The 19,610-nt window shown below is 59.7% G+C and carries 21 protein-coding genes; 2 read left to right on the forward strand and 19 right to left on the reverse strand.

Annotated features, from left to right (window positions below; all coding sequences use genetic code 11):
- The first annotated feature begins 421 nt into the window (after nucleotides 1-421).
- A complete protein-coding gene (locus tag ACQUSW_RS11755) occupies nucleotides 422-1,021 on the forward strand; it encodes a DUF1349 domain-containing protein (RefSeq protein WP_428932499.1) in 600 nt (199 codons plus the stop codon).
- A 21-nt stretch (nucleotides 1,022-1,042) separates the two neighbouring features.
- On the opposite strand, the gene argH is transcribed toward ACQUSW_RS11755, so the two are convergent.
- The 17 genes from argH to infC form a co-directional block, all read right to left on the reverse strand.
- Nucleotides 1,043-2,476, reverse strand: coding sequence for an argininosuccinate lyase (argH, locus tag ACQUSW_RS11760; RefSeq protein WP_428932500.1), 1,434 nt, complete (start codon nucleotides 2,474-2,476; stop codon nucleotides 1,043-1,045).
- The gene (gene argF / locus ACQUSW_RS11765) at nucleotides 2,473-3,408 is read right to left on the reverse strand and encodes an ornithine carbamoyltransferase (RefSeq protein WP_428932501.1); all 936 of its coding nucleotides are present in this window, start codon (nucleotides 3,406-3,408) and stop codon (nucleotides 2,473-2,475) included. Before argF ends, argH begins: the two co-directional genes overlap by 4 nt.
- Complete coding sequence (locus ACQUSW_RS11770; RefSeq protein WP_428932502.1) at nucleotides 3,405-4,628, reverse strand: acetylornithine transaminase; 1,224 nt, start codon at nucleotides 4,626-4,628, stop codon at nucleotides 3,405-3,407. The genes argF and ACQUSW_RS11770 overlap by 4 nt, the downstream gene beginning before the upstream one ends.
- Complete coding sequence (gene argB, locus ACQUSW_RS11775; protein WP_428932503.1) at nucleotides 4,625-5,524, reverse strand: acetylglutamate kinase; 900 nt, start codon at nucleotides 5,522-5,524, stop codon at nucleotides 4,625-4,627. Before argB ends, ACQUSW_RS11770 begins: the two co-directional genes overlap by 4 nt.
- Nucleotides 5,521-6,678 (reverse strand): bifunctional glutamate N-acetyltransferase/amino-acid acetyltransferase ArgJ, encoded by a 1,158-nt coding sequence (gene argJ, locus ACQUSW_RS11780; protein ID WP_428932504.1) that lies wholly within the window; start codon nucleotides 6,676-6,678, stop codon nucleotides 5,521-5,523. The genes argB and argJ overlap by 4 nt, the downstream gene beginning before the upstream one ends.
- Nucleotides 6,675-7,736, reverse strand: a complete 1,062-nt coding sequence (argC, locus tag ACQUSW_RS11785) for an N-acetyl-gamma-glutamyl-phosphate reductase (RefSeq protein WP_428932505.1) — start codon at nucleotides 7,734-7,736, stop codon at nucleotides 6,675-6,677. Before argC ends, argJ begins: the two co-directional genes overlap by 4 nt.
- A gap of 64 nt (nucleotides 7,737-7,800) precedes the next feature.
- Entirely contained in the window at nucleotides 7,801-10,314 is a 2,514-nt protein-coding gene (pheT, locus tag ACQUSW_RS11790; protein ID WP_428932506.1) for a phenylalanine--tRNA ligase subunit beta, read from the reverse strand.
- Nucleotides 10,314-11,354, reverse strand: coding sequence for a phenylalanine--tRNA ligase subunit alpha (pheS, locus tag ACQUSW_RS11795; protein WP_428932507.1), 1,041 nt, complete (start codon nucleotides 11,352-11,354; stop codon nucleotides 10,314-10,316). The genes pheT and pheS overlap by 1 nt, the downstream gene beginning before the upstream one ends.
- A gap of 62 nt (nucleotides 11,355-11,416) precedes the next feature.
- On the reverse strand, nucleotides 11,417-11,545 hold the full coding sequence (locus tag ACQUSW_RS11800; protein ID WP_428932508.1) for a hypothetical protein: 129 nt from the start codon (nucleotides 11,543-11,545) through the stop codon (nucleotides 11,417-11,419).
- Nucleotide 11,546: 1 nt separating this feature from the next.
- Nucleotides 11,547-12,446 (reverse strand): amino acid ABC transporter permease, encoded by a 900-nt coding sequence (locus ACQUSW_RS11805; protein ID WP_428932509.1) that lies wholly within the window; start codon nucleotides 12,444-12,446, stop codon nucleotides 11,547-11,549.
- Complete coding sequence (locus ACQUSW_RS11810; RefSeq protein WP_428932510.1) at nucleotides 12,443-13,099, reverse strand: amino acid ABC transporter permease; 657 nt, start codon at nucleotides 13,097-13,099, stop codon at nucleotides 12,443-12,445. The genes ACQUSW_RS11805 and ACQUSW_RS11810 overlap by 4 nt, the downstream gene beginning before the upstream one ends.
- An 86-nt stretch (nucleotides 13,100-13,185) precedes the next feature.
- Nucleotides 13,186-14,103, reverse strand: a complete 918-nt coding sequence (locus ACQUSW_RS11815) for a glutamate ABC transporter substrate-binding protein (RefSeq protein ID WP_428932511.1) — start codon at nucleotides 14,101-14,103, stop codon at nucleotides 13,186-13,188.
- Between the two features lie 52 nt (nucleotides 14,104-14,155).
- Nucleotides 14,156-14,926 (reverse strand): amino acid ABC transporter ATP-binding protein, encoded by a 771-nt coding sequence (locus ACQUSW_RS11820; RefSeq protein WP_428932512.1) that lies wholly within the window; start codon nucleotides 14,924-14,926, stop codon nucleotides 14,156-14,158.
- A gap of 103 nt (nucleotides 14,927-15,029) precedes the next feature.
- On the reverse strand, nucleotides 15,030-15,827 hold the full coding sequence (locus ACQUSW_RS11825; protein WP_428932513.1) for a TrmH family RNA methyltransferase: 798 nt from the start codon (nucleotides 15,825-15,827) through the stop codon (nucleotides 15,030-15,032).
- A gap of 116 nt (nucleotides 15,828-15,943) precedes the next feature.
- Nucleotides 15,944-16,330, reverse strand: coding sequence for a 50S ribosomal protein L20 (rplT, locus tag ACQUSW_RS11830; protein ID WP_428932514.1), 387 nt, complete (start codon nucleotides 16,328-16,330; stop codon nucleotides 15,944-15,946).
- 34 nt (nucleotides 16,331-16,364) lie between these two features.
- Nucleotides 16,365-16,559, reverse strand: a complete 195-nt coding sequence (rpmI, locus tag ACQUSW_RS11835) for a 50S ribosomal protein L35 (protein WP_428932624.1) — start codon at nucleotides 16,557-16,559, stop codon at nucleotides 16,365-16,367.
- Nucleotides 16,560-16,633: 74 nt separating this feature from the next.
- Nucleotides 16,634-17,260, reverse strand: a complete 627-nt coding sequence (infC, locus tag ACQUSW_RS11840; RefSeq protein ID WP_428932625.1) for a translation initiation factor IF-3 — start codon at nucleotides 17,258-17,260, stop codon at nucleotides 16,634-16,636.
- A 239-nt stretch (nucleotides 17,261-17,499) separates the two neighbouring features.
- On the opposite strand from infC, the gene ACQUSW_RS11845 reads away from it, so the two are divergent.
- Complete coding sequence (locus tag ACQUSW_RS11845) at nucleotides 17,500-17,907, forward strand: DUF1844 domain-containing protein (protein WP_428932515.1); 408 nt, start codon at nucleotides 17,500-17,502, stop codon at nucleotides 17,905-17,907.
- A gap of 95 nt (nucleotides 17,908-18,002) precedes the next feature.
- Here ACQUSW_RS11845 and ACQUSW_RS11850 read toward each other — a convergent pair whose 3' ends face one another.
- Both ACQUSW_RS11850 and priA read right to left on the reverse strand, forming a co-directional pair.
- On the reverse strand, nucleotides 18,003-18,800 hold the full coding sequence (locus ACQUSW_RS11850; RefSeq protein WP_428932516.1) for an SseB family protein: 798 nt from the start codon (nucleotides 18,798-18,800) through the stop codon (nucleotides 18,003-18,005).
- The gene (gene priA / locus ACQUSW_RS11855; RefSeq protein WP_428932517.1) at nucleotides 18,800-19,546 is read right to left on the reverse strand and encodes a bifunctional 1-(5-phosphoribosyl)-5-((5-phosphoribosylamino)methylideneamino)imidazole-4-carboxamide isomerase/phosphoribosylanthranilate isomerase PriA; all 747 of its coding nucleotides are present in this window, start codon (nucleotides 19,544-19,546) and stop codon (nucleotides 18,800-18,802) included. Before priA ends, ACQUSW_RS11850 begins: the two co-directional genes overlap by 1 nt.
- Nucleotides 19,547-19,610: the final 64 nt, after the last annotated feature.

Consider the following 19,610-nt stretch of genomic DNA (forward strand, 5'->3'; position numbering starts at 1 on the left):
CCAAAAACAGAATGCCATCACTGACAATCCATGAAATTGATCCAAAAACCCCAACCACAAAATGGCCGAGAAAAATTGGCATTTGACAAGTGCACGCTGTTGAGTTCTCAAGGATCGGATGCTCCCACAGTTGTACCCGAAGGCTTCACAAATGGGGCTTCTGACTTGCTCACCTCCCGCTGCACCTTGCGGTGAACCTGAGAGGTGAGGATCCCCAGACTAAAACAAGACTTGCTGTTTAGCAAGTCACATCTTTGTCTGAGGGGTTATGTTCACTGCTTGAGGGGAGCCAGGCCTTTCGGCCTCTCGCTCAACCCTTTGGGGCGAACAAGTAATAAGTTACGCACTTTCCGGCGAGGCAGCAAATCCACACCTCCTTCCGGGCGTGTCGCACCTGTCTCACTCTCTGTAGGGTGGGGGCATGATTGCTTGGAACACGGGCACATGGCTCAACGAGCCCCCGACGCACACAGTCACCCCGCATGACCAGTCACTGACCATGACAACAGCGAAAGGCAGTGACGCCTGGCGCGATACGGCCTACGGCTTCGTCTTCGACACGGCGCACGCGCTGCTGCATCCGATCGCTGTCGGGGAAGCAATGCAGATAGACGTCACTGCACCCTGGGAAGGTCAGTTCGACCAAGCCGGCCTTCTCATTCGAGCGGGCGCCGACCACTGGATCAAGACCGGGCTCGAATATGCCGATGGTCACCTCGGCCTCGGAGCCGTCGTTACCCAGCCACACTCGGACTGGTCAACGGGCATTGTTGACGAATGGCTGTCATCCACCGTCAGCCTGCGCATCAGTCGCTGGGCCGACTGCATAATTGTGCGCGCGAAAGCCGCGGCTGAACCATGGCGACTCGTTCGCGTTGCGCCATTCGCCACCGATCCTTCGGCCCCCGTGCATGCTGGTCCCTATGCGGCGTCACCGCTGCGCGAAGGGCTCAACGCCACATTCCAGCACTGGCAACTGACCCCAGCAGACACCGATGTGCACGAACAACCAAGCACATAACCAGCACAGCAACGGCCGCGCTTACACTCCGAGCGCGGCCGTCGCCGTCTGGATACGAGCCACAAGCTCCGATCGCTGTTCGGCCACACGCTCCGGTGCCGTACCACCGACGCCAGAACGGCTCGCAACAGAACCCTGAATCGACAGCACCTCACGCACGGCCGGTGTCAGATGCCGAGAGACCTCGGCCAAAAGCGCATCAGAGGCATCTTCGAGACCAATACCGCGCACCTCACACTCACGCACCAGGGCACCCGAAATCTCGTGAGCCTCCCGGAACGGCACCCGCTGCTTTACCAGCCACTCAGCAACATCAGTCGCCAAGGAAAAGCCCTGTGGCGCCAAATCAGCCATGCGCTGAGTATCAAAACGCAGCGTGGCAATCATGCCCGTAAACGCCGGAAGCACAAGCTCCAGCGTCTGCACCGAATCAAAAATCGGCTCTTTGTCTTCTTGAAGGTCACGGTTATAGGCCAGTGGCAATGCCTTCAGCGTGGCCAAAAGCCCAGAAAGATTACCGATCAAGCGCCCCGACTTGCCCCGGGCAAGCTCCGCGATATCCGGATTCTTCTTCTGAGGCATAATGCTCGACCCGGTCGAATACGCATCGTCAAGAGTGACAAAACCAAACTCCCGCGTATTCCACAGAATGACCTCTTCGCTCAACCGCGAAAGGTTAATACCCACCATCGCAAGAATGAAAGCGAACTCTGCCGCCACATCACGCGACGCCGTGCCATCAAGCGAGTTCTCGGCCGGTCGATCAAGACCCAAGTCTTCTGCCACCAACGCCGGATCAAGCCCGAGCGTTGAGCCGGCAAGCGCTCCCCCGCCATACGGCGAAACTCCCGCGCGCGCACGCCAGTCAACCAGGCGCTCGACATCGCGCACAAGTGGCCACGCATGAGCCTGCAAATGGTGAGCGAGCAACACCGGCTGCGCATGCTGCAAATGCGTACGGCCCGGCAGAATAGCATCCGGATGCGCCTCGGACTGTGCCACCAGCGCATCAATCAATCGCCGCAGTTCACGCGCAATAATCTGTGCGTGGTCGATCATATAGAGCCGCACGAGCGTGGCAATCTGATCATTACGGCTACGCCCAGCACGCAGCCGACCGCCCAGTTCTGCGCCTACCTCACGAATGAGTGCTGCCTCTAAAGCCCCATGCACATCTTCGTCACCCGGGTTCGGCTGCACACTGCCATCGGCAACGCCGCGGGCAATGGCTTCGAGGCCCTCGTGCATGCGGCGCTCTTCCTCGGGCTCCAGATAGCCCGCAGCCGCCAACGCTCGCGCATGCGCATGCGAACCAGCGATGTCGTAGGGCGCAAGCAGCCAATCAAAATGCGTAGAACGACTCAGTGCCTCAAGCTCCGGTGACGGACCACCGGCAAATCGGGCGCCCCACAGAGCACCCTCGTTGGTTGTTCCGCCACCCTCAGAAGTACTCACGCCTTCGCCTCCTGCTTGTTCAACAGCCAGACGAGAAGCGCTTTCTGTGCGTGCAGCCGATTCTCGGCTTCATCCCACACAACACTCTGCGGACCATCAATGACTTCGGTATCGACCTCATAACCGCGGTCGGCCGGTAAACAGTGAATAAAAATGGCATCGGTGCGAGCCTGCGCCATAACGCTCGTTGTTACTTTATAACCACCCAAATCACGCAGACGAGTAGCCTTTTCTTCTTCTTTCCCCATCGACACCCACGTGTCGGTCACCACGACGTCAGCGCCGGATGCTGCGTCAGCAACCTCCGTGAGCAGGGTAAGAGAGCCGCCCGTTTCGGCTGCCCGCGCGCGGGCAGCCTCGACGATATCGGCACGTGGAGCGTAGCTGGCCGGAGACACGACCCGCACGTGCATCCCCGCGGTAACACCGGCCAAAACATAAGAGTGCGCCATATTGCTGCGTCCATCACCAAAGAACGCCAGCGTCAAACCAGCAAGCTCACCCTTATGCTCACGAATCGTCAGCAGATCGGCGAGCAGCTGGCAGGGATGAAAGTCGTCGGAGAGCGCATTGACCACGGGAACACGTGTTCCCTCTGCCATCTGCTCCAACCCCGACTGCGCATAGGTCCGCCACACAATCGCAGCCACCTGCCGCTCGAGCACCCGAGCGGTATCTGAGGGCGTCTCTTTACCTCCCAGCTGACTGCTGGCCGTCGAGATAATCAGCGGCGAACCACCCAGATCAGCGATGCCCACGGCAAAAGAAACTCGCGTGCGTGTCGACGACTTGTCAAAAATGACGGCCACGGTCTGAGGGCCGGCAAGCGCCTTATTGGCAAAGCGATCTTTTTTCAGTTCGACCGCAAGATCAAGAACTTCGGCCTGCTCGGCCGCAGTGAGGTCATCATCGCGAAGGAAATGACGGGTCATGCGCTGACCTTTCCGGTCTCAGAATCTTCGTACTCCGATGCTGTCGCAGCATCGACCTCCACCAACGCCTGCTCGAACAGCGATGCAAAAGCCGAAACTTCTTCATCACCGATCGTGTAGGCCGGAGCAATACGAATAACGTCGTCTGTTGGTGCGTTCACGATCAGGCCACGAGCATGAGCCGCCTCACGCACCGCCGCCGCAACCGGCCGCGCAAGCGTGATACCGATCAGCAAACCAGCGCCCCGAGTCCCTGATACCAGCGGTAAACCAACCACCGCATCGCGGAGCCGCTGGCCCTGCGCACGAACATGCGCCAGCACATCGTTATCTTCTATGTATTCCAGCACAGCATTCGCGACAGCACTGGCCAAGGGGTTGCCGCCAAAAGTGGAGTTGTGCGTACCCGGATAAAAGAGCTCACTGGCAGCACCAAAGGTTACGAGTGCCCCGAGCGGGAAACCAGCACCAATGCTCTTGGCCAGGGTCACGGCATCCGGAACAATACCCGCGCGCTGGAAAGCGAACCACTCCCCCGTACGACCCGACCCCGTTTGCACCTCATCAAGGATGAGCAGCGCGTCGTTTTCAGTTGCGAGTCGACGAGCACGCGCCAAGAAGCCCTCGGGTAGTTCGACAACGCCTGCCTCACCCTGAATAGGCTCGACAATGATCGCTGCCACCGACTCATCAAAGGCGGCGTCAAGGGCATCCACATCGCGCTCTACCACGCGGACTCCCGGCAGCACCGGCTCGAACGGGTCACGATACGCCGCCTTGGGTGTCAGTGACAACGCCCCCATCGTGCGGCCATGAAACGCGCCCTCGACCACAAGAATCGTGGTGCGCCCCGTCTTTGCGCCGTGCAGGCGCGCCAGCTTAATCGCCGTCTCATTCGCCTCGGTGCCCGAGTTCGCCAAATAAACCCGGCCCGAGTCGCCCGTACCAGCCAGACGCTTCAGACGAGCAGCGAGATCAAGCTGCGGTTGCGTCGCAAAATAATTCGACACATGCGCAAGAGTCTTGGCCTGCTCGGTGACAGCATCAATAAACACCGGATGCGCGTGGCCCAGGCAGTTGACGGCAATACCGCCGAGGAAATCAAGGTACCGGTTGCCCTCGTCATCCCACACCCACGACCCCTCGCCGCGGGTGAGAAGCGCGAGCCTCCCGCCCAGCGACATCAGATCGCGCGACGCTGTTTCTTGCCAGACGGTCATCCCGACACCACCTCCGTGCCAATCCCCTCACTTGTGAAAAGTTCGACCAACACCGAGTGGGGAACCCGGCCGTCGATAATTGCCGCGGCACGAACGCCCGACTCTACAGCGTCTAAGCACGCTCGCATCTTAGGAATCATGCCCGACTCCAAACTCGGTAAAAGCTCGCGCAGACGCGTGGTTGTCAAATGCGACACCAGAGAGTCACGATTGGGCCAATCGGCATAGAGCCCTGGCACATCGGTCAGAACAACAAGCTTTTCAGCGCCCAGAGCCTGCGCCAGAGCAGAGGCTGCGGCGTCGGCATTAACATTCAACGAAGCGCCCGGATTATCTAAATCGGGCGCAATACTCGAAACAACCGGAATACGACCGGCAGCGAGATGATCAAGCACCGGAGTGGGATCAACCTCAACGACATTGCCGACCCTGCCCAGATCAACCTCTTCGCCGTCAACAACCACTCCGCGACGGCGCCCACCAAACAGCCCCGCATCTTCACCGCTCAGCCCCGTTGCGATCGGACCATGACTGTTGATCTTGGCAACCAGCTGCGGATTAATATGACCGGTCAACACCATGCGAACAACGCTGATCGCCTCGGTCGAAGTAACGCGATAGCCGCCCTTAAACTCGCTCGGAATAGCGAGGCGATCCAACATATTCGAAATCTGCGGACCACCACCGTGAACGACAACAGGCTGCACACCGACATAGCGTAAATAGGCGATGTCCTGTGCAAATGCGTCTTGCAACTCATCGCTGATCATGGCGTTGCCGCCATACTTCACAACCACAATGCGGTCACGAAACTTTTTCAGCCACGGGAGAGACTCAATAAGCGTTGCTGCCTTGACCGCGGCCTCAGCCGGATCAGTGTGCTGTAAATCAGTCATGAGGAATAAGCGCTGTTCTCGTGCACATAGTCGTGGGTGAGGTCGTTGGTCAAAATAGTAGCCGTGTGCTCGCCCACAAGAAGGTCAATGATCACGTGGGTTGCCCGCGGAGTCAGATCAACCTCTTCTCGCGGTCGGTCTGGCCCACCCGCTGTGCACACGCGCACACCGTTCATCACCACATCGACGTTGTACGGATCAAACTCCGCATCCGTTGTGCCGATCGCCGCCAGCACGCGCCCCCAGTTGGGATCATTGCCAAAAATCGCTGCCTTAAACAGGTTATTGCGAGCCACTGAACGGCCCACCACAACAGCATCCGGCTCGCTGGCGGCGCCCCGAACCTCGATCGTAATGTCGTGACTGGCACCCTCGGCATCGCGTTGCAGCTGCCCTGCCAGATCGGCGCTGAGTTCACGCAGTGCCGCGACGAACTCGTCCGAGTCGGGCACAACACCGCTTGCACCGCTAGCCATAAGAGTCACCTGGTCATTCGTTGACATGCAGCCATCCGAATCCAAACGGTCAAAGGTGACGCCCGTTGCTGCGCGCAGAGCTTCCGCGGCCTGTTCTGGTTCAAGCACGGCATCGGTGGTAATGACAACCAGCATGGTCGCAAGCCCGGGCGCCAGCATTCCTGCACCCTTAGCCATACCACCAATCGACCATCCGGCGCCCTGCACGACCGCGGTTTTTGCCACCGTGTCGGTGGTCATAATTGCTTCGGCAGCAGCCCGGCCACCATCAGCACTCAGCTGCGCCGTTGCCTCACTCACGCCATGCAGCACACGCTGGCGAAAATCTTCGTCTCCCGTGCCGATGAGGCCCGTCGAGCACACAACAACATCATGGGCATCCACCTCGAGCAACTCGGCAGCACGCTGCGCCGTGAGTCTGCTGGTTTCAAACCCAAAGTCGCCCGTAAAACAGTTCGCGCCACCCGAGTTGAGTACAACCGCCGCCACCGTGCCGTCGGCCACAACATCTTGCGACCACAGCACAGGATTAGCTTTTGCGCGGTTACTGGTAAAAACAGCGGCACCCACGCGGCGTGGCCCACGATTGACAACAACCGCTACGTCTTTCTTACCCGTTGATTTCAGGCCCGCCACGACACCAGCCGCAACAAACCCCTGCGGGGCGGTAACACTCACGGTGCAACTCCGTTCACCGGTAGCGCCAGGTCTTCATCAAGACCCAACGCAAGGTTCATCGATTGGATAGCGGCCCCCGCCGTACCCTTAACAAGGTTGTCAACGGCGGCAACCACCGTCACGCGCTGCGCAGCACGATCAATAGCAACGCCCATGAGCGCTGTATTTGCGCCAACAACATCGGCCGTGCGCGGGAACTGCCCCGGGGGAAGCACGTGCACAAAACGCTCGTCTGCATAGGCATCGTGCCAGGCCTGAACGATGTCGTCATCGCTCGCACCCTGCGCAATGGGGGCTGTCGAGGTGGCCAGAATCCCGCGCGCCATCGGCACAATAACCGGTGTAAACGAGATCCGGATGCCGCTACCATCACCCCAACGCTCAGGGTTCGTAGCCGCCAAAGCCTGTCGAATTTCGGGAATGTGCCGGTGGCTTCCGCCCACAGCATAGGGATTCGCCGTACCCAGAATCTCACTGGCCAGCAAGTGTGTCTTGACTGCCTTACCTGCCCCCGAAGGACCAACCGCGAGCACCGAGACAATGTCGGACGGCTCGATCACCCCGGCCGCAACGCCCGGGGCAAGACTCAAGCTGACGGTGGATGCGTTGCATCCGGGGGCAGCAATTCGTGTCGCACCGCGCAGATTCTCGCGCTGCTTGATTCCGGCCACTGTCAGCTCAGGAACCCCATAGCTCCACGGTTCATGGAACACACCACCGTAAAAGGCGTCCCAGGCCTGCGCCGACTGCAAACGGTGATCAGCCCCGGCGTCAATAACCAGCGCGGCGTCGGTGAGCGCGTCGGTGTACTGCCCCGATTGCCCATGCGGCAGAGCAAGAAAAACCACGTCGTGCCCAGAAAGCACCTGCGGCGTTGTCTCTTGCAGCGTCATGTGTGACAGCGTGCGCAAATGCGGTTGATGCTGAATAAGCGGCTGCCCCGCGGTCGAATGCGCGGTCACCGTACGGATCTCTACCTGCGGGTGCGCAGCAAGCAACCGCAGGATTTCGCCTCCCGCATAGCCTGATGCGCCCGAGACGGCGACGGTATACGTCATTCTTCTACCTTAACGCTCGAAGTGAAACAGCCTTTGAGCCGCGGCCGGAATAGCCGCAGCCACTCTACTCGCGGATCGTGGCACCCCACAGTTGCGCGGCCACCGCGACGCCCGCCATTTTGGCCTCGGAGGCCTCGGCAGCGGTGAGCGTTCGATCCGGCGCGCGGAACCGCAGCGCGAAGCTGAGGCTCTTTGTTCCCTCGGGAATACCGTCACCCCGATAATCATCGACCAGGCGTGCATGCTCAAGAAGTTCTCCCGCCCCTCGAACCAGAGCGGCACGGACCTCGGCGGCAGCAATGCTCTGCGGCACAACGAGAGAAACATCCTGCGTTGCTGCCGGATACCCCGACAGCGATGCGGCCATAACCCGATGCCCGGCATGTTCGAGCAAGAGATCAAGATCGATTTCTAGCACGCTGACACGTCCCGGCAGGTCGGCATCGCGCGCAACATCGGGATGCAGTTCACCCACATAGCCGATAACAACGGTTTCGCTCTCGCCCGTGCGCACGTGCAGGGTTGCTGCGCGGCCCGGGTGCAGCGCCGGACGCTGCGCCTGCTGAACCTCGATTTCGGCACCGGCCGCGGTAGCGATCACGTGAACAGCATCAATCACCTGGGCCACACCGGATGCCTCTGCCCCACGCCCGGGCTGGCGTGCTGTGACGTTGCCCGTGACGAGCAGTGCCAGGTGGCGCCGCTGCGGCGGAATAGCAGCATTCAGTTCGGCGAGAGTTTCGTCGCTCGGAAGGACTCCCAAAGGCGGCACCTCATCGGTACCGTACGAGATGCCGTGCTCGGGCAGAAAAACGAGTCCTGCTTCAAAAAGGGCGAGGTCGGTCATTCCGCGCGACTCGTTGCGGTGCGCTGTGTGCAGCAGACCGGGCAGAAGTGAGCGGCGTAAAAAGGCGGCCTGGCTATCGATAGCGTTGGCTAACCGCACCGAGGCGACTTTCTCGCCGGTGTCGGAGCCGTGCACAGCATTGTCGCGCTCTGATACGAACGGGAACGACGGTGTTTCAACGAATCCCGCAGCGGCCAGGGCGTCGGCCACGCGCCTGCGCCCGCGCTGGAGCGGTGTGTAACCTCGGCCCGAGGGCGGGGTGGGCAAAACAGACGGGATGCGATCGAGCCCGTGGATTCGTGCAACTTCTTCGGCCAGTGTCCACTTATCGGTCAGGTCGGGTCGCCAGCTGGGCGGAGTCACCAGCCAGCCGTCGCCGTCGTCTGATACCTCTGCACCGATTGTGCGCAGGGCGCCCACGATCTCGTCATCGGTGTATTCCACACCCACAAGGCCCGAGACAAAGGTCGGCGGTAGCGCGACCGCGGCAATCGTGACCTCGCTGTAGAGCGCACCGCCCTCGTCGGTGAGTTCACCACCGGCGAGTTCCACCAGCAGATCGGCTACGCGCCGCGCGGCAGCAAAGGGAATGAGGGGATCCACTCCTCGTTCAAAACGCTTCGAAGCTTCGCTGGGCAGGTGATGGCGTCGCGCGGTGCGGGCAATGGTCACCGAGTCGAAGGTCGCGGCTTCGATGAGCACGTTACGCGTGGTGTCGCTCATCTCTGTCGTTGACCCGCCCATCACACCTGCCAGGCCAATGGGGCCTGATTCGTCAGTAATAAGCAGGTCTTCCGGATGCAGCGTGCGCTGCTGCCCGTCGAGTGTTGTCAGCGTCTCGCCCGACTCTGCCCGGCGCACGGTAATGCCGCCCTGCAGTTTGTCGAGATCGTAGCCGTGAATCGGGTTACCCAGTTCGAGCATGACGTAGTTCGTGATGTCGATCAGGATCCCCAGCGGTCGCATGCCCGCCAGCACCAGCCGCGCGACCATCCACGGCGGCGTGGGTCGGGTTGGATCAACGTTACGCACGACACGAGCGACGAACTCCGTAGCACCCTGGTGTCCGCGCAGCGGCCGTGCGTCATCAACCTGCACCCCGAACCCCTCGCCCGGCTGCAGTTCAACAAAATCGCGATCTGCCGGGTCGGTGAACCGAGCGCCGGTAGCGTGCGAATACTCACGCGCTAATCCTCGCAGCGAGAAAGCATAACCGCGGTCGGGTGTCACGTTGACCTCGACAGCAACATCGTCGAGCCCCAAAAGAGCGATCGCATCGGTGCCCGACGGGGCGTCAACGCCCCAGTCGGCCAGCACGATAATGCCGTCGTGCTCATCGCCGAGTCCCAGTTCCCGCGCCGAAGCGATCATGCCATCAGAAACATGCCCATAGGTTTTTCGTGCCGCAATAGGAAACGGCCCGGGCAAAACTGAACCGGGAAGAGTAACAACCACCCGGTCGCCCACGGCAAAGTTGTTCGCACCGCACACGATTCCACGCGGCTCATCTTCGCCGGCATCAACCTGACACCAGCGAATCGTCTTGCCATTCTTTTGCGGCTCTTCGACAAATTCGAGCACTTCGCCGACAACGACCGGGCCCGAAATCTCAAACCCGTGAATATCTTCTTCTTCAAAGCCGACAGAAACAAAGGAGGAAAGGATGTCTTCTGCAGAAGCATCCGGAGCAACCTCAACGTATTCACGCAGCCACGATAGAGGGACGCGCATCACACCACCATCCCGAACTGTTCACTGAAACGCACATCGCCCTCAGCCATATCTCGCATATCTTGCACGTCGCTGCGGAACATCAATGCCCGCTCGACGCCAATTCCAAAGGCAAAACCGCTGTATTCTTCCGGATCAATTCCGGCGGCACGTAACACATTGGGGTTTACCATTCCGCAGCCGCCCCACTCGATCCAGCGCGCACCACCCTTAAACGTCGGATGCCACAGATCGAACTCGGCCGAAGGTTCGGTAAACGGAAAATAGTTGGTGCGCAGACGAGTTTTCGCTTCGTCGCCAAACAGCTGGCGCGCCAGATGGTCGAGCGTGCCCTTCAAGTGCGCCATGGTGATCCCACGGTCGACCACAAGCCCCTCGACCTGGGTGAACACCGGAAGGTGCGTGGCGTCAAACTCATCGGTGCGGTACACGCGACCCGGACACAAAACATACAGCGGCAACTCGCGGTCAAGCATCGAACGCACTTGCACGGGGCTCGTGTGTGTGCGCATTACCAGGTGCCGAGCCACCGGGTCGACGTAGAACGTATCTTGCTCTTGTCGCGCCGGGTGGTCCTCATCAAAGTTCAGCGCGTCGAAGTTGAACCACTCGTGCTCAAGCTCGGGTCCCTCGGCAATCTCCCAACCCATACCAACAAAAATGTCGCTAATCTGCTCTTGTAGAACCGACAACGGATGCCGCGCACCCACGCGATTACGCGTAGCAACGGCGGTCATGTCGACCGTCTCGCTCTGAAGGCGAGCAGCCAGCTCGGCCTCGGCAACCTCGACCTCGCGAGCAACAAAGGCCTTATTAACTCGGCCTCGTGCCTGGCCGATCAGCTTGCCAAACTCCGCTTTGTTTTCGGGGGCCACGTGCCGCATCGACGCATTCAGCACGGCGAGGGCAGACCCCTCGGCCAGGTGCTCGTGGCGGGCCTGCTTCAGTTGCGCGGAGTCCTGCGCAGCGGTGATTGCCGCCACAGCGGCATCGACAGCGGCCTGTACCGCTTCGGGTGAGATTTGTGGTTGCTCAGACACGAGAACCGAGTCTACCGGCGCGCCCGCCTCTATGGCTAAGCGCGCCGGCGACAACTGGCAATCTATGGCAGAGGTTTTCCTGCCTTTTTGGTGTCTTTTTGCAGTGCGATGACCTCGGTGACAGTTGTTCCGCCGTGAAAACGAGGGTCGTCATCATCGGCAGGCTGCTCATCACCATCGGTGACACGCACCTTAATGGAGTGTCGCGTACGAATCTNCAGTTGTTCCGCCGTGAAAACGAGGGTCGTCATCATCGGCAGGCTGCTCATCACCATCGGTGACACGCACCTTAATGGAGTGTCGCGTACGAATCTCTAACCACCGCGCAAAGCCCGACAAAATCATGCACAGCACGATGTAAATCGCACCGATAACAATCGCCGACTGCAAAATCGGCCTGCCCTGCTGCGACGTGAGCTGCTTGGCGTAGTACAAAAGTTCGGGATACGTGATGATAAACCCGAGCGCGGTGTCTTTCAGAGTGACAACCAGCTGCGCCACAATAACCGGCAGCATAGCCCGCAGAGCCTGCGGCAGCAGAATCAGCCGCATAACGCCACTCTTACGCAGACCGATCGCGTAACCCGCCTCTTTTTGCCCCTTCGGCAGCGCCTCAATTCCGGCGCGAAGCACCTCGGCAAGCACCGATCCGTTATAGGCCATCAGGGCGAGCACAACAGCCCAGTACGGAGTCATCTTCACGCCCAGCACGGGAAGTCCGTAGTACAGCAGCATCATCATGACCAGCACAGGAACAGCACGCAGCAGCTCGGTAATCACCGTCACCGGAACACGCACCCATGCGTGGTCAGACAGACGACCAACGGCAAGAATAAAGCCGAGCGCAAGACTCAACACTGCCGACAGCGCAAAGGCCCCCAGCGTCTTACCCAGCGCACCGAAAATGCCTTCCCACACACTCGTGAAGGTAAAGACATACCAGCGGCTGGCAGAAAACTGTCCGGTTACCCAGAACCGGTAGACCACAAACCCGATCGCACCCAGCACCACCACAACGGTGAGCACCGCCAGCATCCGGTTGCGCAAAATCGCGCGAGGGCCAGGAACATCATAGAGAACAGACGTACTCATCGTGTGATCCTCCACTTGTTCTCAAGACCGCGCTGCGCCCAGCTGAGCAGCATCACCAGCGCCACAAACACCACCGCAACCCACAGCAAAACTTCCATCGGGTTACCCGGCCGATCATGGCCGTCGTAGATTGCTGCCCGCAATGCAGCAAGCTCGGCAATAGCAAAACCCGCGGCAACCGTGGTGTTCTTGAGCAGTGCAATAAAAACGCTCATCATCGGCGGCACAACAGAGCGAAAAGCCTGCGGCAACACCACAAGCGTCATGACCTGGCCAAAGGGCAGACCAATCGCCCGAGCCGCCTCCGCCTGCCCCGTCGGCACCGTGCTAATACCCGCCCGCAGCACCTCGGCAACATACGTGGCGGTATAGATACCAATCGCCAAAATACCCAGAGCCAATTTTGATAGCTCGGGTAATCCCAGCTGCGGGTAACCAAAAACAAAAATAAAAAATACGAGCGTCAGCGGTGTATTGCGAATAAGAGTGACGTAGGCCGTACCCACAGCTCGCGCGATAGGCACTGGAGAGACTCGCATCGCACCCACCAGCGTGCCCACAATGAGGGCGATAACCCCGCCCGCGAAGAAAACAATCAGCGTATTGCCGAGCGCTTCTCCCCACAGGTCAAGGTTGCCGAAGATGACGTCCACGTAACCCTCCCCTTCTGGTTAATCGTCGTTGATCACGAGGGGGTGAGGCAGCCCCGCAGCATCCGGAACTGCCTCACCATGAGTAACTAGTCGACAGCGGGCTGATCGACAGTGATTCCCGAAGAACCGAGGTTCTTATCGAAGATCGCCTGCCACACCGAACCGCCGTCGGTAAAGAGCTGGTTGATGTGGTCTTGCAACACCGTGTCACCCTTGGGCAGACCCACGCCATAGCGCTCCTCGGTGAAGAGGCCACCGACGACCTTGAGCTCGTCGGGGTACTGCGCGGCATAACCAATAAGAATGGCCTGGTCGGTTGTGACGGCATCAACAGCATTGTTCAGCAGATCTTCGACACAGGCCGAATACAGGTCATACTCCACCGTGTCAATCTCGGGGTAGTTTGCCTTGATGTTCTGAATCGGAGTCGAGCCGGTTGCCGAACATACCTTCTTGCCATTGAGGTCCGAAAGGTCACTGACGTCATCAATGCCGCTGTCGGCGCCGACGAGAATACCCTGACCCGTAATGAAGTAGGGTCCAGCAAAATCAATCAGTTCTTTACGCTTATCGGTAATCGAATAGGTGCCCACGTAGTAGTCAATATCGGCGTTGACAATTGCCTGCTCACGGTTGGCCGAGGCGATTGCCTTGTACTCGATGTTGCTCTCGTCAAAGCCAAGCGATGCCGCAACCCACCGCGCGATATCAACATCGAAACCGCTGCGTTCGCCCGAAGTGACGTCCAAAAAGCCCAGACCCGGCTGGTCTTCCTTCACGCCAACAACGACCTTGCCGCGCTTGGTCATCGCATCAAACGTCGGGCTGCCATCAAGCTGAACGTCGTCGGCCACCTCGAAGAGAGCGCTGTTATCGCCGCTGTCTCCTGTATCGCCGCCCGTGTCGCCGCTCGGGTTGCTGGGGCTACCGCTGTTGCACCCCGTCAGCGCGAGAAGCGCGGCGGCTGCAATGCCAAGCCCCGCTAGTGTGCGTGTGCGTCGCATGTGATTCTCCTTCTGTGATGTTCTTGGTGTGGAAAGAACAGTGTTGCGCTGCTCAGTGTGTGAGCAGTTTCGACAGGAAGTCTTTGGCTCGGTTGCTCTGTGGGTTGCTGAAGAACTCTTCTGGCTCTGCTTCTTCAACAATGTGGCCATCAGCCATAAACACCACGCGATCAGCCGCTTTGCGGGCAAAGCCCATCTCGTGTGTCACGACAATCATGGTCATGCCATCTTTGGCCAGCTGCACCATCACATCGAGCACCTCGTTAATCATTTCGGGGTCGAGCGCACTCGTGGGCTCATCAAAGAGCATTACTTTGGGCCGCATCGCCAGCGCCCGAGCAATAGCGACACGCTGCTGCTGGCCACCAGACAGTTGAGCCGGGAGCTTCGCCGCCTGCGCGCCTACACCCACCCGCTCCAGCAACTGCATGGCTTCTTTTTCGGCCGCGGCCTTTTTTATACCGCGAACCTTAATGGGTCCGAGCGTGACGTTTTCTAGAATCGTCAAATGCGAGAACAGGTTGAATGACTGAAACACCATTCCCACCTCGGCACGCAGCTGGGCAAGGCCTCGCCCCTCGGCCGGTAATTCTTTACCGTCGATGCTGATCGAACCGCTCGTAATGGTTTCCAGTCGGTTAATCGTGCGACACAGGGTCGATTTACCGGAACCAGACGGGCCAATAATGACGACGACCTCGCCAGCACCCACCGTAAGATTCACGTCGGTGAGAGCTTGAAAATCACCGTAGTGCTTCTGAACGTCCTTAACGATCACAAGGGGCTGACGGGCCTCGCGCACCGCTTCATTGCTCTGTGCCATAGAGGACACTTTATGAGTCCGCGACCAATTCGGGGAATCCTCCACAGGGTGTTACCGAGTTGTAATGAGATAAAGCCCCGGCCCGCACAAAAGCACCGCGCAGTTAGCGCTGTGAAAAAGCGCTCTCATACAGGCATACACTCGCCGCAGTGGCTAAGTTGAGTGATTCAGCACGCCCATAAATAGGTAGCTTGAGGGCCTGGTCGGCCAGCGCGAGAGCTTCGCTGTCGAGACCTCGTGCTTCATTACCGAACAGCCACGCTGTCGGACGAGAAAGCACGCCCTGTGCGCGTGCCTGCAGCAGGTCATCCCCATTAATATCGGCAGCAATCACGTGGAGCCCTGCAGCGTGTGCTCGATCAACAACGTCGCTGAGCTCGGCTCCCACCACGATAGGGATATGAAACAGTGAGCCGGTGGTTGAACGAACCACCTTCGGGTTATACGGATCAACCGTGCGCCCGGATAAAATTACGGCATCGGCACCCGCTGCATCCGCGGCGCGAATAATCGTGCCGAGGTTTCCGGGATCACGAACCTCTTCACAGATAGCCAAGAGCCGAGGCTCCGCCGCAAAGACATCACGAATACCGGTGGGAAACTGCCGCGCCACCGCAATGATTCCCTGCGGAGTGACCGTGTCGGCCATGGCGTGCAGAACGTCTTCGGTGACAAACTGCACCTCATGCCCCGTCTGCTCGGCACGCTCACGGACATCCGGATGCTTCTCCCAGCCCGTGGGCGTGGCGTACAGATCGACGATCGCATCGGCCCGATAGTGCAGTGCCTCCCGCACGGCCTGCGGCCCCTCGAGCAAAAAAAGCCCCGTATCTTGCCGTGTGGAGCGCTTAGCAAGCTTGGCAACAGCACGGACGCGGGGTGATCGAGGATTCTCCAGCACACACCTATTCTAGGCGGTCGCGCCGTTGAGCCGTTCTGGCCTCGACAGTTATGAAGCACAAACAACGGCAGCGGGCGCCCCATAATTGAAGCGCCCGCTGCCGTGAAGAAGAATGCTTATGCTGCAGTCTTGGGAGCGTTGACGTCGGAAGGAAGAGCCTTCTTAGCAACATCAACCAGAGCGGTGAAGGTGGCCTGGTCGTTGACGGCCAGTTCTGCCAGCATCCGGCGGTCAACCTCAACACCGGCAAGGCCCAGGCCCTGGATGAAGCGGTTGTAGGTCATGCCGTTTTGGCGTGCGGCAGCGTTGATGCGCTGAATCCACAGGCGACGGAAGTCGCCCTTACGCTGGCGACGGTCACGGTATGAGTAGACGAACGAGTGAGTGACCTGCTCCTTCGCCTTGCGGTACAGACGTGAGCGCTGCCCACGGTAGCCCGATGCCCGTTCCAGGGTGACGCGACGCTTCTTGTGCGCATTGACAGCGCGCTTGACTCTAGCCATTTTCGTAAATTCCTATTCCTACGTTCGGTGCGCGTCAGCGTCCGAGAAGCTTCTTGATGGTTTTGACGTCGCTATCGGCAACAATCTGGTCTTGGTTCAAACGGCGGCGACGGCGGTTCGACTTGTGTTCCAGGTTGTGGCGCATGTTCGCCTGCTGCTTCTTGATCTTGCCGGTGCCGGTGATCTTGAAGCGCTTCTTGCTGCCCGAGTGGGTCTTCTGCTTCGGCATCTTCTCTTCCTTCGTAGTGCGCCCCTCACGGGCGACGGTGGCAACCCGCATCACGCGGGAGTTGGTATCGCGGATTACTCCGCGCTGTCTGTTGTCGTCGAGGAGTCATCAGCATGTGCATCAGCCCGGGCCTGACGAGCAGCCTGCTTGTGCGCAACACGCTGCGCGTTCTGCTCGGCCTTTGCCTCAGACTTGTTCTTCAGCGGAGCGATCACCATCACCATGTTGCGGCCGTCGATAGTCGGGTTTGACTCGACGACTCCGAACTCAGCCACGTCTTCGGCAAACTTCCGGAGAAGACGAACGCCCTGATCCGGACGGGACTGCTCTCGTCCGCGGAAAAGAATCATGGCTTTGACCTTGTCGCCGCCCTTGAGGAAGCCTTCGGCGCGCTTGAGCTTGGTCGTGTAGTCGTGACCCTCAATCTTCAGGCGAAAACGAACCTCTTTAAGAATCGTGTTGGCCTGGTTGCGACGGGCTTCTTTAGCCTTCTGGGCAGCCTCATATTTGAATTTGCCGTAGTCCATGATCTTGACCACGGGAGGCTTAGAGTTCGGGGCGACCTCAACAAGGTCGAGATCGGCTTCTTGCGCAAGGCGCAGCGCTGTCTGAATCGGGACAACGCCAATCTGTTCACCCGCTGGCCCTACGAGGCGGACCTCGGGCACGCGGATGCGCTCATTGGTGCGGGGATCGCTGATACGGAGCTCCTTAGACGAAAAGTGGGAGAGCCACCGAACGTGAAACGTTCGGGCAAAAGAGTGCTCAATCCCCCCGTGCCAGCATCAGCTACTGACGTTCGCCCTATCTACCGGCGTTGCCGCCGGCGGAGCGTAAGACCCGGTAGCCTAGAGCGGCAAGCGCGGGTGGGATGGAATCCTCTTTCGTACCGAAGCACAATGCTTCAGAGCCCGCAGAAGTCTAACAGAAAGCGCAGCCCGTGACGACCCAGGAACCGCTCCCCACCGCTTCGGCCGCATCACATGACCCTCGACACCGCGCCTGGGCAGAACAAGAAGAAGCCGCGACAGCGGCGACGCGAGACATTGCTGATGTGCCTGCGGTAGAGATTATTACCACAACAGCGGTGCACCTCATGAGTGCGGCAGCCGTGAAAGTTGGCCTCGCCGACGACCCCGAAACCCAGCTCGACCTGGATGAAGCGCGCAAAATCATCAACGCTCTTGCCGGCTTGGTCACCGCGGGAGCCCCCGAAATCAGTGATGTGCATGCCCGCTCTATTCGTGACGGACTACGGTCACTGCAACTGGCGTTTCGAGAGGCGTCGGCCATTCCCGACCCGGTAGGCAAGGGCCCGGGCGAAAAGTGGACGGGTCCTGTCACCTAAGCGTCTGCAGCGTCAGCGAGCAAAGAATATCGCCGAGGTTTCTCGAGAACTTCGGCGATATTCTTCGTTACATCAGTGGCTTCCGGATGCTTGCGCTAGGCGCCTGCACGCCGCAGTTTGACGGCGAGCGAGTCGACCAGCGTGGCAATGCGCTCATCGGCCGACCAACGCTGCGCCAGGCGCGCTAGGACAGCGTCGAGCGTCTCTTTCTCAAGCCCTGCAACGAGTTCGAGCGTCACAACAAGCTCAGGCCCGCGCAGTCGCGCACGAGGGTCGCCTGCTGCCACAGTCACATCGACAACTGCCAGTTCTGTGCCAATACTTTCGTGCAGTCCGGCATACACCTCGGCCGAAAGATAGCTAGGCTCCCACGGTTCTCCCTGCGCCACGGCCCATACAGCCGGTCGGCGCACAACAAATTCCGTGGGCGACCCCGGGTCGAGAACAATCAGATCGGTGTTCTCCGACGACGCTGCAAGCGCCGCACGCACAGCCTCAACCGGTATGGGCCGCGCTGTGGGCTCCCACGCTGCCATCGTCTGAACACTGGAGAAAACCGGCTGTACTGTGCGGCCATCCGGGGCCGATACAGTAACAATCGATAGCTCCTGGGTTTTATCTACCCGCAGCCCCGTGGGACCGACCCCCTCGTCACCTTTCTCAGCAACGAGAGGAATCAGCACGCGAGCAGCACGAAAGGCATCAACAACCTCTTTTTCGCTGCCCTGCTCGGCACCAAATCGGGTGAGCGCTGCTAACAGCGCCGGATCGGCAGAGCCGTCGTCCTGTGCATGCGGATTATCTTCAAAGCTGCGTCCTTCCCAGGGCACACCGGCCGAGTCGCCCGTAGACAGCGGATGACCCGGCTCAGCAGCTTCGTGGTGTGCCGACACTAGTCGCTGGCGACGTCGAGGGCTTCAGCGAGAGTGAAAGCACCGGCATACAGAGCTTTACCGACGATGGCGCCCTCGACCCCCAGCGGCACAAGCTCGCGCAGCGCAGCGATATCGTCGAGGTTCGCGACTCCGCCCGAAGCAATCACAGGCTTGGGTGTGCGCGCAGTCACCTCACGCAGCAGGTCAAGGTTCGGACCCCGAAGAGTGCCATCTTTCGTGACATCGGTGACGACATAGCGGCTGCATCCGGCAGCTTCTAGCCGCTCGAGAACCTCCCACAGATCTCCACCGTCTTTTGTCCAGCCCCGCGCGGCCAGCGTGGTACCGCGAACGTCAAGGCCTACAGCAACGCGCTCACCAAAACGTGCGATGGCGTCGGCAGCCCATTCTGGGTTCTCGAGCGCTGCCGTACCCAGGTTGATACGCGCCGCGCCACTTTCCAAGGCTGCTTCTAGCGATGCATCGTCGCGAATACCACCAGAAAGTTCGATGTTGACGTGGCGGAACTGCTTGACAACACGGCGCAGGATCGAGGTGTTGTTTCCGCGACCAAACGCCGCGTCGAGGTCAACCAGGTGAATCCATTCGGCACCCTGGTCTACCCACTCTGCTGCTGCTGTGAGCGGGTCGCCGTAGCTGGTTTCCGTGCCGGCCTCGCCCTGAGTCAGGCGGACCGCTTTGCCATCGGCAACATCAACGGCGGGCAGCAGGGTAAGAGCGGGTGTAGACGTAAAGTCGTTCATGTCATCCTCAGGTGAGAAGTAAGACGCCGGTTACGGCACAGATTTCGACACTAGTCCGCCTGTG

The organism is Microbacterium luticellae (genome assembly GCF_050408645.1).
Classification (GTDB): Bacteria; Actinomycetota; Actinomycetes; order Actinomycetales; family Microbacteriaceae; genus Microbacterium.

What these genes read in the sequence shown, in the direction of transcription:
- rplT (WP_428932514.1), bottom strand. Translation starts at nt 16,330, where the DNA reads ATGGCTAGAGTCAAGCGCGCTGTCAATGCGCACAAGAAGCGTCGCGTC.
- ACQUSW_RS11770 (WP_428932502.1), bottom strand. Translation starts at nt 4,628, where the DNA reads ATGACCGTCTGGCAAGAAACAGCGTCGCGCGATCTGATGTCGCTGGGC.
- pheT (WP_428932506.1), bottom strand. Translation starts at nt 10,314, where the DNA reads ATGCGCGTCCCTCTATCGTGGCTGCGTGAATACGTTGAGGTTGCTCCG.
- argB (WP_428932503.1), bottom strand. Translation starts at nt 5,524, where the DNA reads ATGACTGATTTACAGCACACTGATCCGGCTGAGGCCGCGGTCAAGGCA.
- argC (WP_428932505.1), bottom strand. Translation starts at nt 7,736, where the DNA reads ATGACGTATACCGTCGCCGTCTCGGGCGCATCAGGCTATGCGGGAGGC.
- rpmI (WP_428932624.1), bottom strand. Translation starts at nt 16,559, where the DNA reads ATGCCGAAGCAGAAGACCCACTCGGGCAGCAAGAAGCGCTTCAAGATC.
- argF (WP_428932501.1), bottom strand. Translation starts at nt 3,408, where the DNA reads ATGACCCGTCATTTCCTTCGCGATGATGACCTCACTGCGGCCGAGCAG.
- ACQUSW_RS11755 (WP_428932499.1), top strand. Translation starts at nt 422, where the DNA reads ATGATTGCTTGGAACACGGGCACATGGCTCAACGAGCCCCCGACGCAC.
- ACQUSW_RS11820 (WP_428932512.1), bottom strand. Translation starts at nt 14,926, where the DNA reads ATGGCACAGAGCAATGAAGCGGTGCGCGAGGCCCGTCAGCCCCTTGTG.
- ACQUSW_RS11815 (WP_428932511.1), bottom strand. Translation starts at nt 14,103, where the DNA reads ATGCGACGCACACGCACACTAGCGGGGCTTGGCATTGCAGCCGCCGCG.
- priA (WP_428932517.1), bottom strand. Translation starts at nt 19,546, where the DNA reads ATGAACGACTTTACGTCTACACCCGCTCTTACCCTGCTGCCCGCCGTT.